Consider the following 18,162-nt stretch of genomic DNA (forward strand, 5'->3'; position numbering starts at 1 on the left):
GCCCGCCGTCAGGACGGCAGGGCCGAAAGCTCCTCCATGATATGGCCCGGGACACGGACGCGCCCGGCGCTGTCGGCGCGGCCCCTCAGCCGTTTTTGCCCCGGCAGCCGCGTGCCCTCCTGCGCCAGCATCGCGCCCAGAAGCCCCTCGAGCCGCTCGCCGAAGCCCGGCACCCGCGCGACGTCGAAGGCCAGGATGGTCTGGCCGACGCCGGGCGGCGCGCCCTCGGCCTCGAAGAACGAGCTGGCCTCGTCCGAGCGGTTGGCCCCGGTCAGGGTCGCGGCCAGGATCTCGACCACCAGCGCCAGCGCGGCGCCCTTGGTATCTCCCGCGGGCACCATCGTGCCGCCCAGCGCGGCCTCGGGATCGGTCGTCGGCCGTCCTTCGGCATCGAGCGCCCAGCCCTCGGGGATCGGCTGGCCGGATTTCGAGGCCGCCATCACCTTGCCACGCGCCACCTTCGACAGCGACAGGTCGATCACCAGCGGCGGGTGGCCCGGGCGCGGGGCGGCGAAGGCGATGGGATTGGTGCCGAACAGCGCCGCGCGGCCGCCCCAGGGCGCCATCGCCTTCGGCGTGTTGGCGACCATCAGCGCCGCGACCCCGGCCTCGGCCAGCCGTTCGACATGGGCGCCGAGCTGCCCGCAATGATGCGAACGGCTGATCGCGGCCATGGCGATGCCGTATTCGGGCGCCATTTCGGTCAGCTCGGCGATGGCGAGGTCGATGGCCGGATAGGCAAAGCCGTTCCGCGCGTCGATATCGACCCGGGCCCCGGCACGCACGGCCACGGGGCAGGCCGCCCCGGTGACCTTGCCCGACCCGGCCTGCGCCGCATAGGAGGCGACACGGGAAAAGCCGTGCCCGGCCTGGCCGTCGATCTCGGCAGCGACAAGGGCGCGCGCCACGCTGCGGGCATTGCGCGCCGAGGTGCCGCTGGCCTCGAGGATGCGGGCGATCAGCGCCTCGGCCTCGGCGCGGGGTATCTCTGCATCAGGCCGGGGCATGGGCAAGCGCCTCTTTCACGTTGCGGACGGTGACGGTGCTGACCCGCACATTGCCCTCACCGGTGACGCCCGCGATATGCGGGGTCAGTATAAGGTTCTGAACTCCCTGGAAAACCCGTCCGGCCTCTGCCGTCAAGGGTTCTGTCGCGAAGACATCGAGCGCGGCGCCCCCAAGTCGGCCTTCGCTCAGCGCCCGGGCCAGCGCCGCCTCGTCGATCACGCCGCCGCGGGCGGTGTTGATGACAATCGCGCCGGGTTTCATCGCCGAGATCGCCTCGGGGCCGATCAGGTTGCGGGTGCCCTCGGTCAGCGGGACATGCAGGGACAGAACGTCGGCCCGGGCCAGAAGCTCGGTCAGGGTGCAGTTCTCGACCCCCAGCCAGGCCGGGTCGCCTGCGTCGAGGAAGGGGTCATGGGCCGCGATCCGCATTCCCAGCGCGCGGGCGCGTTCGGCCACCGCGCGGGCGATGCCGCCATAGCCCACAAGCCCCATCACCCGGCCCGAGGCCTCGCCGCCGATCAGCGCATTGCGCGGCCACTCGCCCGCGATCATCGCCGCATTCGAGGCATAGGCGCCGCGCAAGAGCGACAGCGCGGTCGAGATGACATATTCGGCAACCGACAGGGTATTGGCGCCGGTCGCCGGGCAGACGGTGACGCCGCGCGCCTTGCAGGAAGCGAGGTCGATATTGTCGAGCCCGACGCCAAGCCGGCCGACGACGCGCAGCTCGGGCGCCGCTTCCAGCAGGGCGGCATCGACCTGCGTCCGGTTGCGCACGATCAGGCCATGGGTGCCGGGGAGCGCCGCGATGAGCGCCCCCCGGTCGTCCACAAGGCCCGGGTCATAGACCACCTCGACATCCTCGCCGAACCCGGCGAGCGCCTCGGTGTCCATGAACTCGGAGACGACAACGCGCATCAGGCCGACCGGTACAGCTTGGTCAGCGAGAATTCGCGATGCCCGAGCGCCTCGGCCGCGGTGTTGCGGCCATTGGCGGTGCGAATGATCATCTCGATCAGGGCGTCGCCGGCCTGGTCGATGGTCTGCTCGCGGGTCAGCACGCCGGTCACGTCGACGTCGATATGCTCGGACATGGTGCGCAGGGTGCGCGGGTTGCCCGAGATCTTGATCACCGGCACGATCGGGTTGCCGATGACATTGCCCTGGCCGGTGGGGAAGGTGTGGATCACATAGCCCGCCGCCGCCATCAGCGTGACACATTCCGCCGCCGCCGATGAGGTGTCCATGAAGTAGAGCCCCGGCCCCTTTTCGGGCGCGACCGCAGGCCCCATGGCGTCGATATAGGTCGAGCTCCGGCCGATCTTCTCGAGATTGCCAAGCGCCTTTTCCTCGATCGTGGTCAGCCCGCCGAGGATGTTGCCCTTGGTCGGCTGGCTGTCCGACAGGTCCGAGGTCTTGTGGGCCTCGATCACCTCGTCCTGATAGGCATCGAAGATCTTGCGGAAGGCGGTAGCGGCCTCCGGGGTCGCGGCGCGTTTCTCGCAGATATGCTCGGCCCCGGTGATCTCGGAGGTCTCGCCGAAGCAGCCATAGATCCCTTCGGGCAGCAGCTTGTCATACATGTTGCCGACGGTCGGACAGGAAGACAGGCCGGTGGTGGTGTCGCTTTCGCCGCATTTGGTCGAGATCCAGAGATCCGAGACCGGGCAGGCCTCCTTCTGCAGCTCGGTCGCCCATTGCACGTATTCCTTGGCCTTCCAGCTGGCCGCACGGATGGTCTCGAAATCGCCCTTCTGCTCGATCGAGAAGCCCGCGACCGGTTTGCCGGTTTTGGCGATGCCGTCGACGATGACCTGGGTCCATTCCGGCTCGATGCCGATCACCACCACGGCGGCGACGTTCGGGTTGGCGCCGGTGCCGATGATGGTGCGGAAATGCAGCTCGAGATCTTCGCCGAATTGCAGCCGGCCATAGGCATGCGGGATCGCCAGCGTGCCCTTGACGTTATTGGCGACGGCCTCGCAGGCCGCGTTGGAGATGTCGTCCACCGGCAGGATCAGGACGTGGTTGCGCACGCCGACGCGGCCGTTCTCGCGGCGCCAGGCGTTGACGGTCATGGACTTGAAATCAAAGGGCATGGGTCACCACCGTTTGGTCTTGCAGTTATGGACATGGACGTGCTCGCCGACACTGGCGGCCCCGACCATCCGGCCGATGTCCTCGCCGTATTTCATCACCGTGTCGCCTTCCTTCAGATCGCTCAGCGCGACCTTGTGGCCGATCGGGATGTCGGCCTTTGCGGTCACGGTGAAATCCGAATTGTCGGCGGTCACGACGCAGAGCATCTCGGTGCCCGCGGTCAGCCCTTCGACGACCACGACGCCGACATTGTCGGAATGATCGTGTTTCAGAAGATGTGGTTTGCCCACTGTCTGGTCCTCCTCACTGCCCAGATTGCAAGTCTTGGGCTGGTTAACATGTACATCTAATCTTATACAAGACTTATTGTAATGGACTTGTCCGCCTTTGCGAAGAAATGCTATCTCACGGGAAGTTCAGGAGGCTGACCCATGGCGACACCGCTCTATCAGACCGTGATCGACACCATCGTCGCGCGAATCGCGTCGGGCGAGCTGCCTTCGGGCGCGCTGCTGCCAAGCGAGACCCAGCTGGGCGCCGAGCTTGGGGTCAGCCAGGGTACGGCGCGCAAGGCGTTGAGCGAGCTGGAAGCGCGCGGGTTGGTGCAGCGCGCGCAGGGGCGCGGCACCTTCGTCACCCTGCGCACGCCCGAGATGTCGCTGTTCAACTTCTTCCGCCTGCGCAGCCCCGACGGCACCCTCACCGCGCCCGAGCTGGTGTCGGAAACCGTGATCCGGCGGAAAGCGACGGCCGGAGAGCGCGCGGCGCTGTTCGGGCGGCCCGAGGAGGTGATCGAGATCACCCGGGTCCGCTCGGTCGGCGGCAAGAAGGCGACCCATGAGAGATCCTGCCTGCCGCCCGCGCTTTATCCGGGCATCACCGACCGGGCGCCGCTGCCGAACGCGCTTTATGTGCTGTATCAGCGGGCCTATTCGATCATCATCGTACGCGCCGATGAAAAGCTGCGGGCGGTGGGCGCCCCGGCCGATGTGGCGGCGGCGCTGGGGCTCGAGACGGGCGCGCCCGTCCTGCTGATGCGGCGCGCGGCGGTCGATGTGCTGGACCGGGTGGTCGAGCTGCGGGTCTGCCATCTGGTGAACGAGGAACTCGACTATTTCGTCACCCTGTCCTGAGCGCGTCCCGGCGCGGGAGAGAGGCCGGGCGGAAAACCGGCGCGCCCGTCACATGGGCGCAGGCTCCGTCGGGGCAATCGCAGGCCAAGGCGGCGACACCCCGCGGAGGGGCTTGCACCGGGGGGATCTGATCAGGAGGCCCATGGCCGGTCCGCGTCGTCGCCCTGTGCGACGGTTTTTCCCGACCGTTTCGCGGCCGGTCGCGGCGCCGGGCCGACCGCCCCGAGGTCCGGCGGACCGATGCTCTTCAGGGGGGTGATCGGGCCGGTCCCGGGGATCGGCGCGGTCGTGATCGCGAGTTGGCCGGGGTCCCGGGACCAGGCCCCACGGGCCCATGGCTGGCGCTGAGGGTCAGACGCGCGCGCGCAGCGCCCCGGCCTCTTCCTCGCTGAGGGGACGGATCCGGTGCCCCTGCAGCATCAGGAACAGCCGGGCGGTCTCTTCCAGCTCTTCGGTCGCGTATTGCGCCTCTTCGAGGCTGCCGCCCGCCACCACCGGCCCGTGATTGGCCAGCAGCACGGCGTGGTGATCGCCCGCCCGTTCCTCGACCGCGCGGGCCAGTTTCTCGTCGCCCGGCGCGAAATACGGGATCAGGGGCAGGCGGCCCACCCGCATCACGTAATAAGCGGTCAGGGGCGGCAGCACGTCCTGTTCATCGACACCCGCAAGGATGCTGACCGCGACCGAATGGGTCGAATGCAGATGCACGACCGCGTTAGAATGCGGGCGCTTGCAATACATGCACATGTGCAGGAAGGATTCCTTGGTCGGCCGGTCGCCGTCGAGGAACTGTCCGTCGGCGGAGAACCGCGACAGCCGCGCCGGGTCGAGCGCGCCGAGGCAGGCATTGGTGGGCGTCATCAGCATCGAGCCGTCCGACAGCCGGACGCTGATATTGCCGGTCGACCCGAAGGTGAGGCCGCGATCGAAGATCGACTTGCCCGCGGCGCAGATCCGGTCGCGCGCGGTGGTGGCTTCGGACAGGATCGCGGTCATGCCAGCAACTCCCAGGCTTTGAGAAAGAAGTCTTCGGCTCCGAAATTGCCCGATTTCAGCGCAAGGCAGAGCGGGCGGTCGCTATCCAGCGTCATCACCCAGGGCACGCCCGGGTCGATCTCGGGCCCGATCCGGAGCGCCGAGGCGCCAAGCGCGCTTGCGACCGCGCCCGATGTCTCGCCCCCGGCCGAGATGATCCGGGTAAAGCCGCGCGCGGCGAGGAGGGCGGCGACCTCGCCCAGAAGGGTCTCGACCATCTCTCCGGCCCGCATCCGTCCCAGCGCCTTCTGGGCGCGGGCCACGGTCTCGGGATCGGCGCTGGAATAGACGACGGGCGGCAGCGGGGTTTCCGCCGCGGCCTTCTCGACGAAATCGACCACGCCCGCGGCGGTGATCCGGCCCCCGGCGATGCCCTCGGCATCGATCTGCAGCATCGGCAGGCCGGCCCGCCGGGCCGCAGCGATCTGTTTGCGGGTCATCTCGGAACAGGAGCCGGCAAGGATCACGCCCTTGCCCGGGGGCGCCTCGAACGGGGCCTGGGCGGCGGCCTCGGTCAGCCAGCCCCGGGCGCGGTAGATCTCGGGCAGTCCCATCGCCACGGCCGAGCCGCCGGTGATGAGCGGCAGATCGGCCAGATCTCGGGCGATGGCGCGCAGGTCGCCGTCGTCGATGGCGTCGAGGATGAAGATGCCGGGGGTCTCGGTGACCTGCGCGGCGATGCTGCCGGGCGCGCCGCGCATGGTGGCCAGCGGCACCAGATGCACCGGCCGCTCGGTCTGCCGCGACAGCACCCGGACCAGATCGGGGTCGCGCATCGGCGTCAGCGGGTGGTCCTTCATCGGGCTTTCCGAGATCAGCCTGTCATGGACAAAGAGATGGCCCTGATAGACGGTGCGGCCGTTCTCGGGGAAGGACGGACAGGCGACGCTGCATTCCATGTCGAAATGCGCCATCAGCGCCGAGGTCACGGGGCCGATATTGCCCTCATCGGTGGAATCGAATGTCGAGCAATACTTGAAGAAGAAGCGTCGCGCCCCCGCCGCCTGCAGCGTGCGTGCGGCATCGAGCGACATCGCGACCGCCTCGTCGGCCGGGATGGTGCGGGATTTCAGCGCGACCACCACGGCATCGGCCTCGGCCGCGACGGCGCCAAGATCGTCCGGCAGTCCGATGGTCTGGACGACGCGCATGCCGTTGCGCGCAAGGATCAGCGACAGGTCGGTCGCGCCTGTCAGGTCGTCGGCGATGGCACCCAGGATCATGGCAGCCTCCTCGGGAAGCGATGAGAGAAACGCCGGGAACGGGCCTAGTACAGCCAGCGCCCCGGCAGGATGACGATTTGCGGAAACAGCACCAGCACCAGCAGCAGAAGGACCTGGACAAGGATGAAGGGCGCGACCCCCCGGACCACATCGGCATATTGCTGGCGGGCCACGGCGCAGACCACGTTCAGCACAGCGCCGACCGGCGGGGTCAGAAGCCCGATGGCCGCCGACATCATGAAGATCACGCCGAAATAGACAGGATCGATGCCCGCCTGCTTGGCGATGGGCAGCAGGACCGGCGTCAGCACAAGCAGGGTCGGGATGAAGTCGAGCGCGGTGCCGACCAGGATCACGATGACGACGATGGCCAGCATCAACAGGGTCTGGTGCTGGGCCAGCGGCCCGAGCAGCCCGGCCAGTTGCTGCGGCACCCCGGCGATGGTGATGGCATAGGCGGTGATCCCGGCGGCGGCGATCAGCAGCATCACCGCGGCGGTGGTGCGCACCGCGTTCAGCATGCACTCGTAAAGCACCCCGAGGGTGATCTCGCGATAGATGACGGTGCCGGCCAGAAGGGCGTAGATGCAGGCCACCACGCCGGCCTCGGTCGGGGTGAAGATGCCGAATTTGAGCCCGCCGACGATGATCACCGGCAGCATCATCGCCACCACCGCATCGACCAGGGCCGAGCGGATCTCGGGGCCCGAGCGGCGCGGCAGGGTGGCCATGTTCTCGCGACGGCACATCAGCCACCAGGTCGCGGTCAGCGCCAGCGCCATGGCGACGCCGGGCACGATGCCCGACAGGAACAGCCGGGTGATCGAGACATTGCCCGCGACCCCGAAGACGATATAGCCGATCGAGGGCGGAATGACCGGGGCGATGATCCCGCCCGAGGCGATCAGCCCCGAGGCCCGGCCCATCGGATAACCCGATTGGCGCATGATCGGCACCAGCATGCCCGCCAGCACGGCGGTATCGGCGATGGCCGAGCCCGAGAGGCTGGCCAGCAGAACGGCCGTCACGATGGCCACATAGCCAAGCCCGCCGCGCAGATGTCCGACCAGCGCGAGCCCGAGATTGACCAGCCGCCGCGACAGGCCGCCCGCGTTCATCGCCTCGCCCGCCAGCAGGAAGAACGGAATGGCCAGCAGCGGGAAGCTGTCGGCGCTGTTGGTCATCTGCAGCGCGATCGACTGCCAGTCGAGCATGCCGAGCTGCCACAGCATCGCGATGCCCGCCAGCATCAGCCCGAAGGCGATGGGAATGCCCGCGACGGCGGTGACGAGAAGGACGCCCACGAAGATCAGGATGGTGGTCACGCGCCGGGATCCTCCTTGCCGGAGGCCATGATGCCGGCAGTCAGGCCGAAGGCTGCGCCAAGCGCATTGGCCAGCGCGACACAGCCGATGCCGATGGCCGCGAACCAGGGCGCGGCATAGGTGATCGCGGTCGGCAGGCCAGATACGGGCGCGGTATTGGTCCAGTTCAGCTGCATCTGGGTCCAGGCGCCCGTAGCCAGCACGAGGCAGCAGGCCAGAACCGCCAGATTGCCCACCACATGGGCGATCCGGCGCAGCAGCGGCGGCAGGGCCGCGACCAGCACGTCGATGCCCAGCTGCTGCTGGCGCCGCGAGACCGCGATGCCGCCCGCGAAGGCGATCCAGACGAACATCATTCGCGAGACCTCGTCGGTGACGGTGATGCCGGTATCGAAGCCGTAGCGCAGCACGACGTTGAAGAAGACCAGAAGCGTCATCGCAGCCAGCACCAGCACCAAAAGCGCCTCGACGGCCGCCAGCACCCGATCGGCGGCGCGGACCGCCTGTGCCGCGATGCGGGCTGGGCGCATCAGGCCATGTCCTCGATGGCGAAGATCCGCGCCGGGGCGCCATCGGCATTGCCGATCTTCAGGGGGGCCGCGCAAAGGAAGGTCCGCGGTCCCTTCAGCGCCGCGGTGTTGACGACATATTCGATCAACGTCACGCCCGCGCGCAGCAGCACGTCATGGGTCACATGCTCGGCATCGGGCACCGTGATGCCGTCAAGCAGAAGCCGGATCGGGTAATCCTGCGGAAAGTCGACGGCGACCGCGCTGGGCTTTTGCGCCAGCAGGTAGTCCGAGGCCGCCCGGTTCAGCCAGGGCGCTTCGGTCCAGAATTCGCGGGTGGCGGCATCGCGCTTGAGGTCCCATTGCACGGCCAGCAGCAGGATCTCGCCCTCTGCGCCGCCGGGATCGGCCGCGGCCAGCGTCTCGGGGCCGATTTCCTCATCGGGCGCGACGGCCGAGAGATCGAAGATGCGGCAGGGCCCCACCACGCGGTCGAGCGGGGTCGCCTCGATGGTGGGGCCGTTCTCGATGAAATGGGCCTGGGCGTCGACATGGGAAAAGCCATGACAGGTGGTCGACAGGCGCGTCACGCGGAACTGGTCGCCCGCGCCCTTGTCTCCCGTCACCGAAATCTCGGGTGCCCAGCGGAAATGCGGGCCCACGGTCATGCTGAGATCGACGATCGTCATGGCTTTCCCTTCTGTTCGGGCGCCTCCGCCCGGTCGTGCGGCGTGCTCAGGCGGCGTTGATCTGCGCGACCAGATCCGGGCCGAACTCCTCGCCGAAAGTGGCCTGCACCGGCTCGGCCACGATGGCGCGGAAGGCCTCGCGATCGGGGGTCTCGACCACCTCCATACCTTCCTGCCGCAGTGTGGCCAGGCTGGTCAACTCGCGCTCGACATTCATCGCACGCTGGCGTTTGGCGCCTTCCCGCGCGGTCTCGATCAGCAGGGTGCGCATGTCCTCGTCCATGGCCTCGAGCTTCGCGGCATTGGTCACCAGCGGCGCCGCGGTGAAGGCGTGCCGGGTCAGGGAAAGATACTTCTGCGCCTCGTAGAATCGCGAGTTGAGAATCAGCGTGGTCGGGTTTTCCTGTCCGTCGACCGCCCCCATCTCGAGCGCGGTGAACAGCTCGGTGAAGGCCATCGGGGTCGGCACCGCGCCCAGCAGGCGGAAGGCCTCGATATGGGCCGGGTTCGGCGTGGTGCGGATCTTGAGCCCCTTGATATCGGCGGGGGTCTCGACCGGGCGGCGGCTGTTGGTGACATGGCGCCAGCCGGTTTCCCACAGCGCCAGCGCATAAAGCCCGGTGCCGTCGAAATCCCTTCTCAGCCGGTCGCCGATCTCGCCATCCAGCACCCGGGCGACATGGTCGCGGTCGCGGAACAGATAGGGCAGGTCGAGCACGTTCAGCTCGGGCGCGAGGCTGGTGAAGAACGGGTTGCCGGTGACCATGATGTCGAGCGCGCCGGCCCGGACCGAGTTGATCATCGTCGGGTCGTTGCCCAGGAGCCCGTTGGGGAAGACCTGCAGGCCGATCCTGCCGCCGGACTTCTCGGCCAGGGTCTCGCCCATCCAAAGCGCGGTGTCCTGCCAGCTGTCGGTCTCGGGATGCGGATGCCCCATGCGCAGGGTGATCCTGCCTGCGGCGCCAAGGATCGAGGGCGCGGCCAGAAGGGCGCCGGCGGCGCCGGCGGTGGCGATGAAGCTGCGTCGGTTCAGGGTCATGACGGTTTCCTCCCGTGTCGTGATCTGGGGCCGGTCAGGCGGTCTGGCCGGATGGTGCGAAATGGCTGTCCTGCACGTCACGCAGCGCGGCCAGCGGACTGTTCTCGGGGATCTCGATATCCCGCATCCGGATCGGCTGGCCCGCGGCCACGTCGCGCGAGAGTCGGCAGTCGGAGGCCAGGTAGAATGGCGCGGGGCTGTCCTCGGAGAGCGGTCCGCCGGGCAGGATCCGGGCCGAGACGCCGTCGATCGAATGATGATGGCCGCCCATCTTCAGCACATGGCCCGCAGCGAGGTCGCGGTCGGCATGGGCGACCAGATCGGCATGATGGGCAGGCATGGGCGCGCCGCTCGACACGCCACGGAGGCCGACCTCGAGGATCGAGGTCGCGGCTTCGAGCCCCAGCAGGTGGCGCGGCAGGAAGACCATCGCGGTGCGGCCGTTGCGGCTGACGACATGGCCCTTGTCGCGCAGCATCTCCCAGGTGTCGGCATGATCGCAGCGGATCACCACGAAGACGCCGCCGGCAAAGCTGATCTCGCCCGGCTCGCGCAGGCAATGGAAGACGTCGAGAACGCCGCCGCGGCTCAGAATGCCGCCATCCGCGACCGGGCAGAGGATCGAGGGCACCTCGTCGATCCGGGCGATCGGGCAATGCAGCTCGGGGCGGTCGACGCCCATGGCGCAGGCATTGGCGACCACGGTCATCTCGCAGAGATCGGGCACCGCGCGCTGCGGCAGGGCCCGGGCGGCCTCGGCGCGGGCGGCGACCAGCGCGGCCGGCTCCATGTCTCCCATCCGGGCATAGGGGGCGAATTCGGCCGCCGGATAGGTGGCGCCGTTGCACAGGATGGTGCCGGTCTCGCGGTCGAAGACGAAATCGTATTCGCTCGACTTGCCCGCCGCGACGATCTCGAGCCCCAGCGTCTCGGCCCAGGTGATCAGCCCGATCAGGAGGCTTGGCTGGTCGCCATCGACCGGCGTCACGATCAGCCCCTTCTCGGCCGCCATGGCGGCCAGCCCGGGGCCGACCACGCTGTCGACCTCTTTCGAGACCATCGCGACATGCTTGCCGGCCTCGATCGCCAGTCGGGCATGGCGGGCGCCGTGAACCGGATTGCCGGTGGCCTCGACCGCGACTGCAAAGGGCAGCGCGGCGACATGGGCGAAATCGCCCGCTGCCACATGGGCGCCCGCCTCGAAGGCGGCGCGGGCCTCGGCCGGGCCGGTCACGATGCGGATCCGGTCCTCGGGAATGCCCACATCACGCATCGCGGCGGCCGCGGCCTCGGCGCTGACATCGACGCCGATCCGGACCGACAGCGCCGGAACCTTGCGGCCCTGGGCCAGGAAGCTGCGCCCGAAGCCGCCGGTGCCGATCACGCAGGCCTCGACCTTGCGGTCCCCAGCGCCGAAATAGGTGTGGTAATTCATTCTCGTCCTCGGATTGGCTGACGGGGCGCGGCGCCCCAGAACGCGCATATCGCACGCAATTCCCTGGGCAGGGCCCTCTTTCACCGCCTGAATCGGCATTTTGAGCATGAGTTGCATGCAAAATACGATACGTCAACAGTCTTGCCTAGGCTGCCGAGGTTTTTTAGGGTGATTGCATGCAATAAGGGGAGGGGGCATGGCCGAGGACAAGTGGCAGGCGATGTCGGAGGAAGTTGCGGCCTGGCCGCGGGGGCAGCGCTCGATTCTGGTGACGCAATTCGTCCGCGATCTCATCGTCAGCGGCGAGATCGCGCCCGGCGAGCGGATCAACGAGCGCGTCCTGACCGAGCGGCTGGGAATTTCGCGCACGCCGCTGCGCGAGGCGTTCAAGATCCTCGATGGCGAGGGCCTGGTCTCGATCCGGCCCAATGCCGGGGCCACCGTGGTGCGGCTGTCGCCCGAGGATGTCGAGGATTCGCTGGAAATCCTGATCGGGCTGGAAAGCATCGGGGCCGAGCGTGCGGTCGAGCATGCAACGCCCGAAATGATCGAGGAAATCGCCGAGCTTGACGCAAGGATGGGCGAGGCCTTCAAACGCCGCGCGCTGATGGATTATTTCCACATCAACCAGGCGATCCACCAGAAGATCATCGATGCCGCGCAGAATGAGGCGCTGTCGCGGGTCTATGCCAGCGAAAGCGCGCGGATCCGCCGGTTCCGCTTTGCGGGCAACCGCGATCACGGCCGCTGGGCGCGGGCGGTTCAGGAACATGCCCAGATCCTCGATGCGTTGCAGCGGCGCGAGGGCCCCCTTCTGAGGGAATTGCTCCGCGCGCACCATCGCGCAGGTTGGAAAGTCGCGCGCCTGGCTCTCGAAACGGCTGTCGCAAACTGCTGATCTGCATTCAAAAATTAAGAAATATTGCGATTTTCGTGAAATTTCTTTGACATTATTTCCGTATTGCATGCAAATCTCCTTCCGAGACGTGCCGAGGGAGGAGCCATGACACGCCGCGCCGGAGCCGAGACGGTTCAGATCGTCGATGCCCATTGCCACATGTGGGACCTGTCGCTGGGCAGGCATCCCTGGCTGGCCGAGGGCGTGCTGCACCCGCATCGCTATGGCGATTATTCCGAGGTCAAGCGCGACTACCTGCCCGCCGATTACCGGGCCGCGACCCGGCCGTGGACCATCGCCGCCGCCGTCCACATGGAGGCCGAATGGACCCCCGAGGACCCGCTGGGCGAGGCCCGCTGGATCGCCGATCTGCATGCAAAAACCGGTTTTCCCGCGGCGATGACCGCGCAGGTCTGGCTGGACCGGCCGGGCGCGCATGAACTGATCGCGGCGCAGGCCGCCTTTCCGCTGGTCCGCTCGTTGCGCCACAAGCCGAAGGCCTTCGCCCGCGCCGCCGACTGGCACGAGGCCCATGCGCTTGCGGGCTCGATGCGTTGCCCCGACTTTCGCCGCGGCTATGCCGGGCTGGCCGCCCATGGCCTGCATTTCGAGCTGCAGACGCCGTTCTGGCATCTGCCCGACGCGGCCGAGCTGGCCCGCGATTTTCCCGAGACGATGATCGTGATCAACCATGCCGGCGTGCCCGGCAGCCGCGATCCGGAGGTGCTGGCCGACTGGCGCCGCGCGCTTTCGGTCGCGGCGGCCCGGCCCAATATCCGGATCAAGGTCAGCGGGCTTGGCGTGCCGGGCGAGGCCTGGACCACCGAGGCGCAGCGCGAGGTGATCCTGACCTGTATCGAGATCTTCGGCGCCGGGCGGGCGATGTTTGCCAGCAACATGCCGGTCGACGGGATGTTCCGCAGTTTCCCCGACCTGATCGCGGATTTCATGGCCGTCACCTCGGATCTGCCCGAGGCCGACCGCCGGGCCTTCTTTGCCGGAACGGCCGCCGACACCTACGGGCTCGACCTGCCCGAACTGAATTGAAACGAGGGAGGACAACGAAATGACCAGGACAACGGCACTGATCGCGGGGCTTTCGCTGACATTGACGGCGGGGGCGGCCTGGGCCGAGTTTCCCGACCGGCCGGTGCAGCTGATCGTGCCCTATCCGGCGGGGGGCGGCACCGATATCGTGGCGCGGACGCTGGCGGTCGAGCTGGAAAAGGAACTGGGCCAGCCCGTGAATGTGGTCAACCGCGCGGGCGGCGGCGGCATTCCGGGGCAGACCGCCATCGCCCATGCCCGGCCCGACGGCTACACCATCGGGCTGATCGCCTCGGACATCTCGCTGTACAAGCCGCAGGGCCTGACCGAGCTGACCCATGCCGACATGACCGCGCTTGGCCAGACCAACGAGCTGCCGGGCAGCGTCACCGTCGCGGCCGATGCGCCCTACCGGACGATGGACGATCTGGTCGCCGCGATCCGCGAAAATCCTGCCACCATCAAGGGCACCGGCGCTGCTCCGGGGGCCAGCTGGCATGCGGGCTTCCTCGGGCTCATGTTCGCGCTGGACCTGGCGCCCGATCAGGTGATCTGGGTCCCGACCCAGGGCGGCACCAAGGGCCATCTCGACGTGGCTGCGGGCAACAGCGATTTCTCGACCGCCTCGCTGGTCGAGGCCCGCGCGCTGATCGAGGCCGGCAAGCTGCGGCCGCTGGCGACCATGGCCGCCGAGCGGGTGGCGATCTTCCCCGAGGTGCCGACGCTGAAGGAGCAGGGGATCGACTATACCTATGGCCTCTGGCACGGCGTGACCGGGCCGAAGGGCATGGACCCGGCCGCGCTGAAGGTGCTGAGCGCCGCCGTCGAGAAGGCCGCCAACAGCGACAGTTTCGTGGCCACCCTCGAAGAGCGCGGCTTCAAGCATGTCTGGCGGCCCGGTCCCGAATTCGAGGCCTTCATGGCCGAGGATCTGGCCAAGATGCAGGCCATCTTCGACCGGCTGAACGACTGAGCCGGGACGGGCAGGGCGATGCGGATCCATGATGCACTGGCCGGGGCGTTGCTGGCGGCGCTGGGCGGCGCGGTGATCTGGTATGTGGCGGGCTTCCCGCGGGTCGCGGGCCAGAACTATGGCCCCGACCTGTTCCCCCGGCTCGTCGGGATCGGGCTGGTGCTGTTCGGTACCGGCCTCGTCCTGCGCGGGGTGCGGTCGGCAGGCGGGCTGCCCGCCCTGCTGGAGCTGCCCAGCCATGGCGAGATCCGCCGCGCGCTGCTGGCGACGGTCTATATAGTAAGCTCGGTGCTGGCCGTGGTGTTTCTGGCCGAGCGGCTGGGCAGCCAGATCCTTGTCTTCGGCATCCTGATCTCGGGGCTGCTGGCGGTCTATCGCCGCCCGGTCCTGTCGCTGACGCTGGCCCTCGGGCTGACCGTCGCCTTCGATCTGATCTTCCGGGTGCTGCTGCGGGTGCCGCTGCCCTCGGGGCTGCTGACGGGGGTGCTGTGATGCTGGGCGATCTGATCGGAGCGATGGCGCTGATCGCCACCCCCGACACGATCCTGTCGATCGTGGTCGCCTCGTTCTTCGGCTTCGTGGTGGGCGCGCTGCCAGGGCTGACCGCGACCATGGCGGTGGCGCTGCTGATCCCGATCACCTTCCTGTTGTCGCCGGTCGCGGCCATTGCCTCGATCGTCTCGGCAGCGGCGATGTCGATCTTCGCGGGCGACATTCCGGGCGCACTGCTGCGCATCCCCGGCACGCCGGCCTCGGCCGCCTACATGACCGATGCCAATGCGCTGGTCCGCAAGGGCGAGGCAAGCTTCGTCATCGGCGCCTCGGCGGTTTTCGGCATGATCGGTGGCGTGATCGGCACCGTGATCCTGATTGCCGCGGCCCCGCTCCTGGCCGATTTCGCGCTGAGCTTTTCCAGCTTCGAATTCTTCTGGCTGGGCTGTCTGGGGCTCAGCTGTGCCGTGCTGGTGGCGGGCGACGATCTGCTCAAGGGCATGGGCGCGCTGATGATCGGCCTTCTGATCGCCTGCGTCGGCATGGATTACACCACCGGCTATCCGCGCTTCACCTTCGGCTCCTGGGCCTTGCTGGAAGGGATTTCCTTCATCCCCGCGCTGATCGGCATGTTCGCCCTGCCCGAGATCCTGCGGCTGCTGTCCGACCGCAGCCCGCGCCTCCGGCTGCCCGAGGCCGAGCCCGGCTCGGCGCTGAAGAAGATCGGGCGGGCCGGGCGGCGCTACTGGTGGCCCGGGCTGCGCGGGTCGGTCATGGGCACGGCCATCGGCTCGCTGCCGGGGGCGGGGGCCGATATCGCGGCCTGGATCTCGGTTGCCGTCACCCGCCGGGCGACGCGCGAGCCCGAGAAATGGGGCAAGGGCCATATCGAGCCCATCGTGGCCGGTGGCTCGGCCAATAACGCGGCGCTTGCGGGGGCCTGGATCCCGGCGCTGGTCTTCGCCATTCCGGGCGACACCATCACCGCCATCGCCATCGGGGTGCTGTACCTCAAGGGCGTCAATCCCGGGCCGATGGTCTTCGTCGAGAACGGACAGATCGTCTATGCGGTGTTTCTGGTCTTCTTCCTCGCGAACCTGATGCTGCTGCCCTTCGGCTGGATCGCGATCCGGATGGCGGGGCTGGTGCTGAGGGTTCCGACGGCGGTGATCGCGCCCACCCTGCTGGTGCTGGCCTGCCTCGGGGCCTTCGCCATCAACAACGACATGTCGGGGCTTCTGGTCATGCTGGGGCTCGGCGGGCTGGCGGTGGGCATGAACGCGGCCGGTCTGCCGCTGGCGCCCGCGGTCCTCGGAATCGTCATGGGCCGGATCGTCGAGCAGAACCTGATGCAGTCGCTGATCAGCACCCAGGGTGCGCTGGCGGGCTTCTTCGAGCGTCCGGCCTCGGCGGTGCTGGGCGTGCTGACCATCGGCCTCTGGAGCATGGCGATCCTGCGCCAGCTTGTCCGGGCGCTGCGCGGGGCGCGCCGCACCGGGTGATCCCGACGGCCCGGGCGCGTCCCGGGCCCGCCATGTGCGACTTCATGGGCTTCCTTCCCGATCGCGGCCGCCCTCGGCAGGTCAGGGGTTTCTCGATGCGGCCTTGCATGCGAGGCTTGGCGGGAAAGGAGAATTCGCATGACAGGGAATACCATCGCCGACCGGACCGGGCTTTCCGACAGCGACCTGCTGCGCGACAGGTCCTATATCGACGGGGACTGGGTCGGGTCCGACACCCGGTTCGAGGTCCGCGACCCCGCCGACGGCGCGGTGCTGGGCCGTGTCGCCGCCATGAGCGCCGAGCGTTCCCGCGCCGCCATAGACAGCGCGCAGGCCGCCTTTCCCGGCTGGGCCCATACCCTGCCCCAGGATCGCAGCGCGATCCTGCGCCGCTGGTTCGAACTGGTCACCGAGGCGCGCGAGGATCTGGCCCGGATCATGACCGTCGAGCAGGGCAAGCCGCTGTCCGAGGCCCGCGGCGAGATCGACTATGCCGCCTCCTTCATCGAATTCTACGCCGAGGAGGCCAAGCGCCCCAATATCGAGGGCGTCACCTCGCATCTGCCCGATGCCGAGGTCGAGCTCTGGCTGGAACCCGTCGGCGTGGTCGCCCTGATCACGCCCTGGAACTTCCCGGCGGCGATGCTGACCCGCAAGGCCGCGGCGGCGCTGGCTGCGGGCTGCTCGGTGCTGGCGCATCCGTCGGCCGAGACGCCGCATTCGGCCCTGGCGCTGGCCGAGCTGGCCGCGCGCGCGGGCGTGCCGCCCGGGGTCTTCAATGTCGTGACCGGCGATGCGGCCACCATCGTCGGCCCCTGGGCCGAGGATGAGCGCGTGCGGGCGCTGTCCTTCACCGGTTCGACCGAGGTGGGACGTCTGCTGTATCGCCAGTCGGCCGCCACCGTGAAACGGCTGGTGCTCGAGCTGGGCGGCCATGCCCCGGTGATCGTCTTCTCGGGCGCCGAGCTCGACCATGCCGTGGCCGAGACCATCAAGGCCAAGTTCGCGACCTCGGGGCAGGACTGCCTGGGCGCCAACCGGATCTATGTCGAGCGTCCTGTCTATGACGAATTCTGCCGCCGCTTCACCGCCGCCACCGAGGCCCTGACCGTGGGCCGCGGCATGGACGATCCCGATATCGGTCCGCTGATGAACGAAGGCGCGCTCGCCAAGCAGGAGGATCATGTGGCCGACGCCCTTGCAAAGGGGGCGAAACTTGCCTGCGGCGGCCAGCGGTTGCCTTTGGGGCCGCTGTTCTACGCGCCGACGGTTCTTACCGACGTGCCCGACGCTGCGAAGATCATGCGCGAGGAGACCTTCGGCCCGGTCGCCGCGCTGACCCCCTTCGAGACCGAGGAGGAGGTGATCGCCCGCGCCAATGACAGCGAGTTCGGGCTGGTGGCCTATGTCCACAGCCTGAATCCGCGCCGGATCTACCGGGTCTCGCGGGCGCTGCAATACGGCATGGTCGCGGTGAACCGGACCAAGGTCACCGGCGCGCCGATCCCGTTCGGCGGCATGAAGCAATCGGGCATCGGCCGCGAGGGCGCCCGGCGCGGCATGGAGGCCTTCATGGAAATCAAATACGTCTGCCGCGACTGGCATTGAGGCCACTGGCCGCCGGGGCGGAACCCGGGGACTTGCGGGAAGGAGATCGGCGCCCGCCGAGAGCGCGAAAAGCCGGGTTCCCGCGGCCCGTGTGATCCCGCCTGCTTTCGGATCCGCTCGCCGATCTCTCCGGCCCGAGCGCGGCC

18 protein-coding genes are annotated in these 18,162 nt (G+C 68.4%); 7 read left to right on the forward strand and 11 right to left on the reverse strand.

Annotation, left to right across the window (positions count from 1 at the left end; all coding sequences use genetic code 11):
- Positions 1-8: 8 nt before the first annotated feature.
- Genes ACK8CO_RS09925 through ACK8CO_RS09940 form a run of 4 tightly spaced genes read right to left on the reverse strand, consistent with a single transcriptional unit; the run spans position 9 to position 3,398 of the window.
- Entirely contained in the window at positions 9-1,007 is a 999-nt protein-coding gene (locus tag ACK8CO_RS09925; protein WP_414896523.1) for an Ldh family oxidoreductase, read from the reverse strand.
- On the reverse strand, positions 994-1,926 hold the full coding sequence (locus ACK8CO_RS09930) for a hydroxyacid dehydrogenase (RefSeq protein ID WP_414896524.1): 933 nt from the start codon (positions 1,924-1,926) through the stop codon (positions 994-996). Before ACK8CO_RS09930 ends, ACK8CO_RS09925 begins: the two co-directional genes overlap by 14 nt.
- On the reverse strand, positions 1,926-3,107 hold the full coding sequence (locus ACK8CO_RS09935) for a UxaA family hydrolase (protein WP_080617818.1): 1,182 nt from the start codon (positions 3,105-3,107) through the stop codon (positions 1,926-1,928). Before ACK8CO_RS09935 ends, ACK8CO_RS09930 begins: the two co-directional genes overlap by 1 nt.
- 3 nt (positions 3,108-3,110) lie before the next feature.
- Positions 3,111-3,398 carry a UxaA family hydrolase gene (locus tag ACK8CO_RS09940; RefSeq protein ID WP_414896525.1) on the reverse strand — a complete coding sequence of 96 codons (288 nt, stop codon included), beginning with the start codon at positions 3,396-3,398 and terminating at the stop codon, positions 3,111-3,113.
- A 141-nt stretch (positions 3,399-3,539) separates the two neighbouring features.
- Between ACK8CO_RS09940 and ACK8CO_RS09945 the strand changes: the two genes are divergently transcribed.
- Positions 3,540-4,241 (forward strand): GntR family transcriptional regulator, encoded by a 702-nt coding sequence (locus ACK8CO_RS09945; protein WP_080617816.1) that lies wholly within the window; start codon positions 3,540-3,542, stop codon positions 4,239-4,241.
- Positions 4,242-4,592: 351 nt separating this feature from the next.
- Here the strand turns inward: ACK8CO_RS09945 and otnC are convergent, their stop codons facing one another.
- From otnC to ACK8CO_RS09980, 7 genes are read right to left on the reverse strand one after another with little or no spacing between them, the layout of a single operon-like run.
- Positions 4,593-5,237, reverse strand: a complete 645-nt coding sequence (otnC, locus tag ACK8CO_RS09950) for a 3-oxo-tetronate 4-phosphate decarboxylase (protein WP_080617815.1) — start codon at positions 5,235-5,237, stop codon at positions 4,593-4,595.
- Positions 5,234-6,499, reverse strand: coding sequence for a 3-oxo-tetronate kinase (otnK, locus tag ACK8CO_RS09955; protein ID WP_414896526.1), 1,266 nt, complete (start codon positions 6,497-6,499; stop codon positions 5,234-5,236). The genes otnC and otnK overlap by 4 nt, the downstream gene beginning before the upstream one ends.
- A gap of 44 nt (positions 6,500-6,543) precedes the next feature.
- On the reverse strand, positions 6,544-7,824 hold the full coding sequence (locus ACK8CO_RS09960; RefSeq protein ID WP_080617813.1) for a TRAP transporter large permease: 1,281 nt from the start codon (positions 7,822-7,824) through the stop codon (positions 6,544-6,546).
- Positions 7,821-8,354, reverse strand: a complete 534-nt coding sequence (locus ACK8CO_RS09965; RefSeq protein WP_414896527.1) for a TRAP transporter small permease — start codon at positions 8,352-8,354, stop codon at positions 7,821-7,823. Before ACK8CO_RS09965 ends, ACK8CO_RS09960 begins: the two co-directional genes overlap by 4 nt.
- Entirely contained in the window at positions 8,354-9,022 is a 669-nt protein-coding gene (locus tag ACK8CO_RS09970; protein ID WP_414896528.1) for a cyclase family protein, read from the reverse strand. Before ACK8CO_RS09970 ends, ACK8CO_RS09965 begins: the two co-directional genes overlap by 1 nt.
- 46 nt (positions 9,023-9,068) lie before the next feature.
- Positions 9,069-10,061, reverse strand: a complete 993-nt coding sequence (locus ACK8CO_RS09975) for a TRAP transporter substrate-binding protein (RefSeq protein ID WP_414896529.1) — start codon at positions 10,059-10,061, stop codon at positions 9,069-9,071.
- Between the two features lie 34 nt (positions 10,062-10,095).
- Complete coding sequence (locus ACK8CO_RS09980) at positions 10,096-11,496, reverse strand: NAD(P)H-dependent oxidoreductase (RefSeq protein WP_414896530.1); 1,401 nt, start codon at positions 11,494-11,496, stop codon at positions 10,096-10,098.
- A gap of 196 nt (positions 11,497-11,692) precedes the next feature.
- On the opposite strand from ACK8CO_RS09980, the gene ACK8CO_RS09985 reads away from it, so the two are divergent.
- The 6 genes from ACK8CO_RS09985 to ACK8CO_RS10010 all read left to right on the forward strand — a co-directional run bounded on the left by ACK8CO_RS09985 (position 11,693) and on the right by ACK8CO_RS10010 (position 18,016).
- A complete protein-coding gene (locus tag ACK8CO_RS09985; RefSeq protein ID WP_414896531.1) occupies positions 11,693-12,394 on the forward strand; it encodes a GntR family transcriptional regulator in 702 nt (233 codons plus the stop codon).
- A 105-nt stretch (positions 12,395-12,499) separates the two neighbouring features.
- A complete protein-coding gene (locus tag ACK8CO_RS09990) occupies positions 12,500-13,441 on the forward strand; it encodes an amidohydrolase family protein (RefSeq protein ID WP_414896532.1) in 942 nt (313 codons plus the stop codon).
- A 19-nt stretch (positions 13,442-13,460) separates the two neighbouring features.
- The gene (locus tag ACK8CO_RS09995) at positions 13,461-14,414 is read left to right on the forward strand and encodes a tripartite tricarboxylate transporter substrate binding protein (RefSeq protein WP_414896533.1); all 954 of its coding nucleotides are present in this window, start codon (positions 13,461-13,463) and stop codon (positions 14,412-14,414) included.
- An 18-nt stretch (positions 14,415-14,432) separates the two neighbouring features.
- The gene (locus ACK8CO_RS10000; protein WP_414896534.1) at positions 14,433-14,906 is read left to right on the forward strand and encodes a tripartite tricarboxylate transporter TctB family protein; all 474 of its coding nucleotides are present in this window, start codon (positions 14,433-14,435) and stop codon (positions 14,904-14,906) included.
- Entirely contained in the window at positions 14,906-16,408 is a 1,503-nt protein-coding gene (locus ACK8CO_RS10005; RefSeq protein WP_414896535.1) for a tripartite tricarboxylate transporter permease, read from the forward strand. The genes ACK8CO_RS10000 and ACK8CO_RS10005 overlap by 1 nt, the downstream gene beginning before the upstream one ends.
- A 138-nt stretch (positions 16,409-16,546) precedes the next feature.
- The gene (locus ACK8CO_RS10010) at positions 16,547-18,016 is read left to right on the forward strand and encodes an NAD-dependent succinate-semialdehyde dehydrogenase (RefSeq protein ID WP_414896536.1); all 1,470 of its coding nucleotides are present in this window, start codon (positions 16,547-16,549) and stop codon (positions 18,014-18,016) included.
- The last annotated feature ends 146 nt before the right edge of the window (positions 18,017-18,162 follow it).

The sequence above is a fragment of the Rhodovulum sp. HP10 genome, assembly GCF_047553435.1.
Classification (GTDB): domain Bacteria; phylum Pseudomonadota; class Alphaproteobacteria; order Rhodobacterales; family Rhodobacteraceae; genus Rhodovulum.

What these genes read in the sequence shown, in the direction of transcription:
- ACK8CO_RS09985 (WP_414896531.1), top strand. Translation starts at nt 11,693, where the DNA reads ATGGCCGAGGACAAGTGGCAGGCGATGTCGGAGGAAGTTGCGGCCTGG.
- ACK8CO_RS09995 (WP_414896533.1), top strand. Translation starts at nt 13,461, where the DNA reads ATGACCAGGACAACGGCACTGATCGCGGGGCTTTCGCTGACATTGACG.
- ACK8CO_RS10010 (WP_414896536.1), top strand. Translation starts at nt 16,547, where the DNA reads ATGACAGGGAATACCATCGCCGACCGGACCGGGCTTTCCGACAGCGAC.
- ACK8CO_RS09930 (WP_414896524.1), bottom strand. Translation starts at nt 1,926, where the DNA reads ATGCGCGTTGTCGTCTCCGAGTTCATGGACACCGAGGCGCTCGCCGGG.
- ACK8CO_RS09980 (WP_414896530.1), bottom strand. Translation starts at nt 11,496, where the DNA reads ATGAATTACCACACCTATTTCGGCGCTGGGGACCGCAAGGTCGAGGCC.
- ACK8CO_RS09945 (WP_080617816.1), top strand. Translation starts at nt 3,540, where the DNA reads ATGGCGACACCGCTCTATCAGACCGTGATCGACACCATCGTCGCGCGA.
- otnK (WP_414896526.1), bottom strand. Translation starts at nt 6,499, where the DNA reads ATGATCCTGGGTGCCATCGCCGACGACCTGACAGGCGCGACCGACCTG.
- ACK8CO_RS09935 (WP_080617818.1), bottom strand. Translation starts at nt 3,107, where the DNA reads ATGCCCTTTGATTTCAAGTCCATGACCGTCAACGCCTGGCGCCGCGAG.
- ACK8CO_RS09970 (WP_414896528.1), bottom strand. Translation starts at nt 9,022, where the DNA reads ATGACGATCGTCGATCTCAGCATGACCGTGGGCCCGCATTTCCGCTGG.
- ACK8CO_RS09975 (WP_414896529.1), bottom strand. Translation starts at nt 10,061, where the DNA reads ATGACCCTGAACCGACGCAGCTTCATCGCCACCGCCGGCGCCGCCGGC.
- ACK8CO_RS10000 (WP_414896534.1), top strand. Translation starts at nt 14,433, where the DNA reads ATGCGGATCCATGATGCACTGGCCGGGGCGTTGCTGGCGGCGCTGGGC.
- ACK8CO_RS09965 (WP_414896527.1), bottom strand. Translation starts at nt 8,354, where the DNA reads ATGCGCCCAGCCCGCATCGCGGCACAGGCGGTCCGCGCCGCCGATCGG.
- ACK8CO_RS10005 (WP_414896535.1), top strand. Translation starts at nt 14,906, where the DNA reads ATGCTGGGCGATCTGATCGGAGCGATGGCGCTGATCGCCACCCCCGAC.
- ACK8CO_RS09925 (WP_414896523.1), bottom strand. Translation starts at nt 1,007, where the DNA reads ATGCCCCGGCCTGATGCAGAGATACCCCGCGCCGAGGCCGAGGCGCTG.
- ACK8CO_RS09990 (WP_414896532.1), top strand. Translation starts at nt 12,500, where the DNA reads ATGACACGCCGCGCCGGAGCCGAGACGGTTCAGATCGTCGATGCCCAT.
- otnC (WP_080617815.1), bottom strand. Translation starts at nt 5,237, where the DNA reads ATGACCGCGATCCTGTCCGAAGCCACCACCGCGCGCGACCGGATCTGC.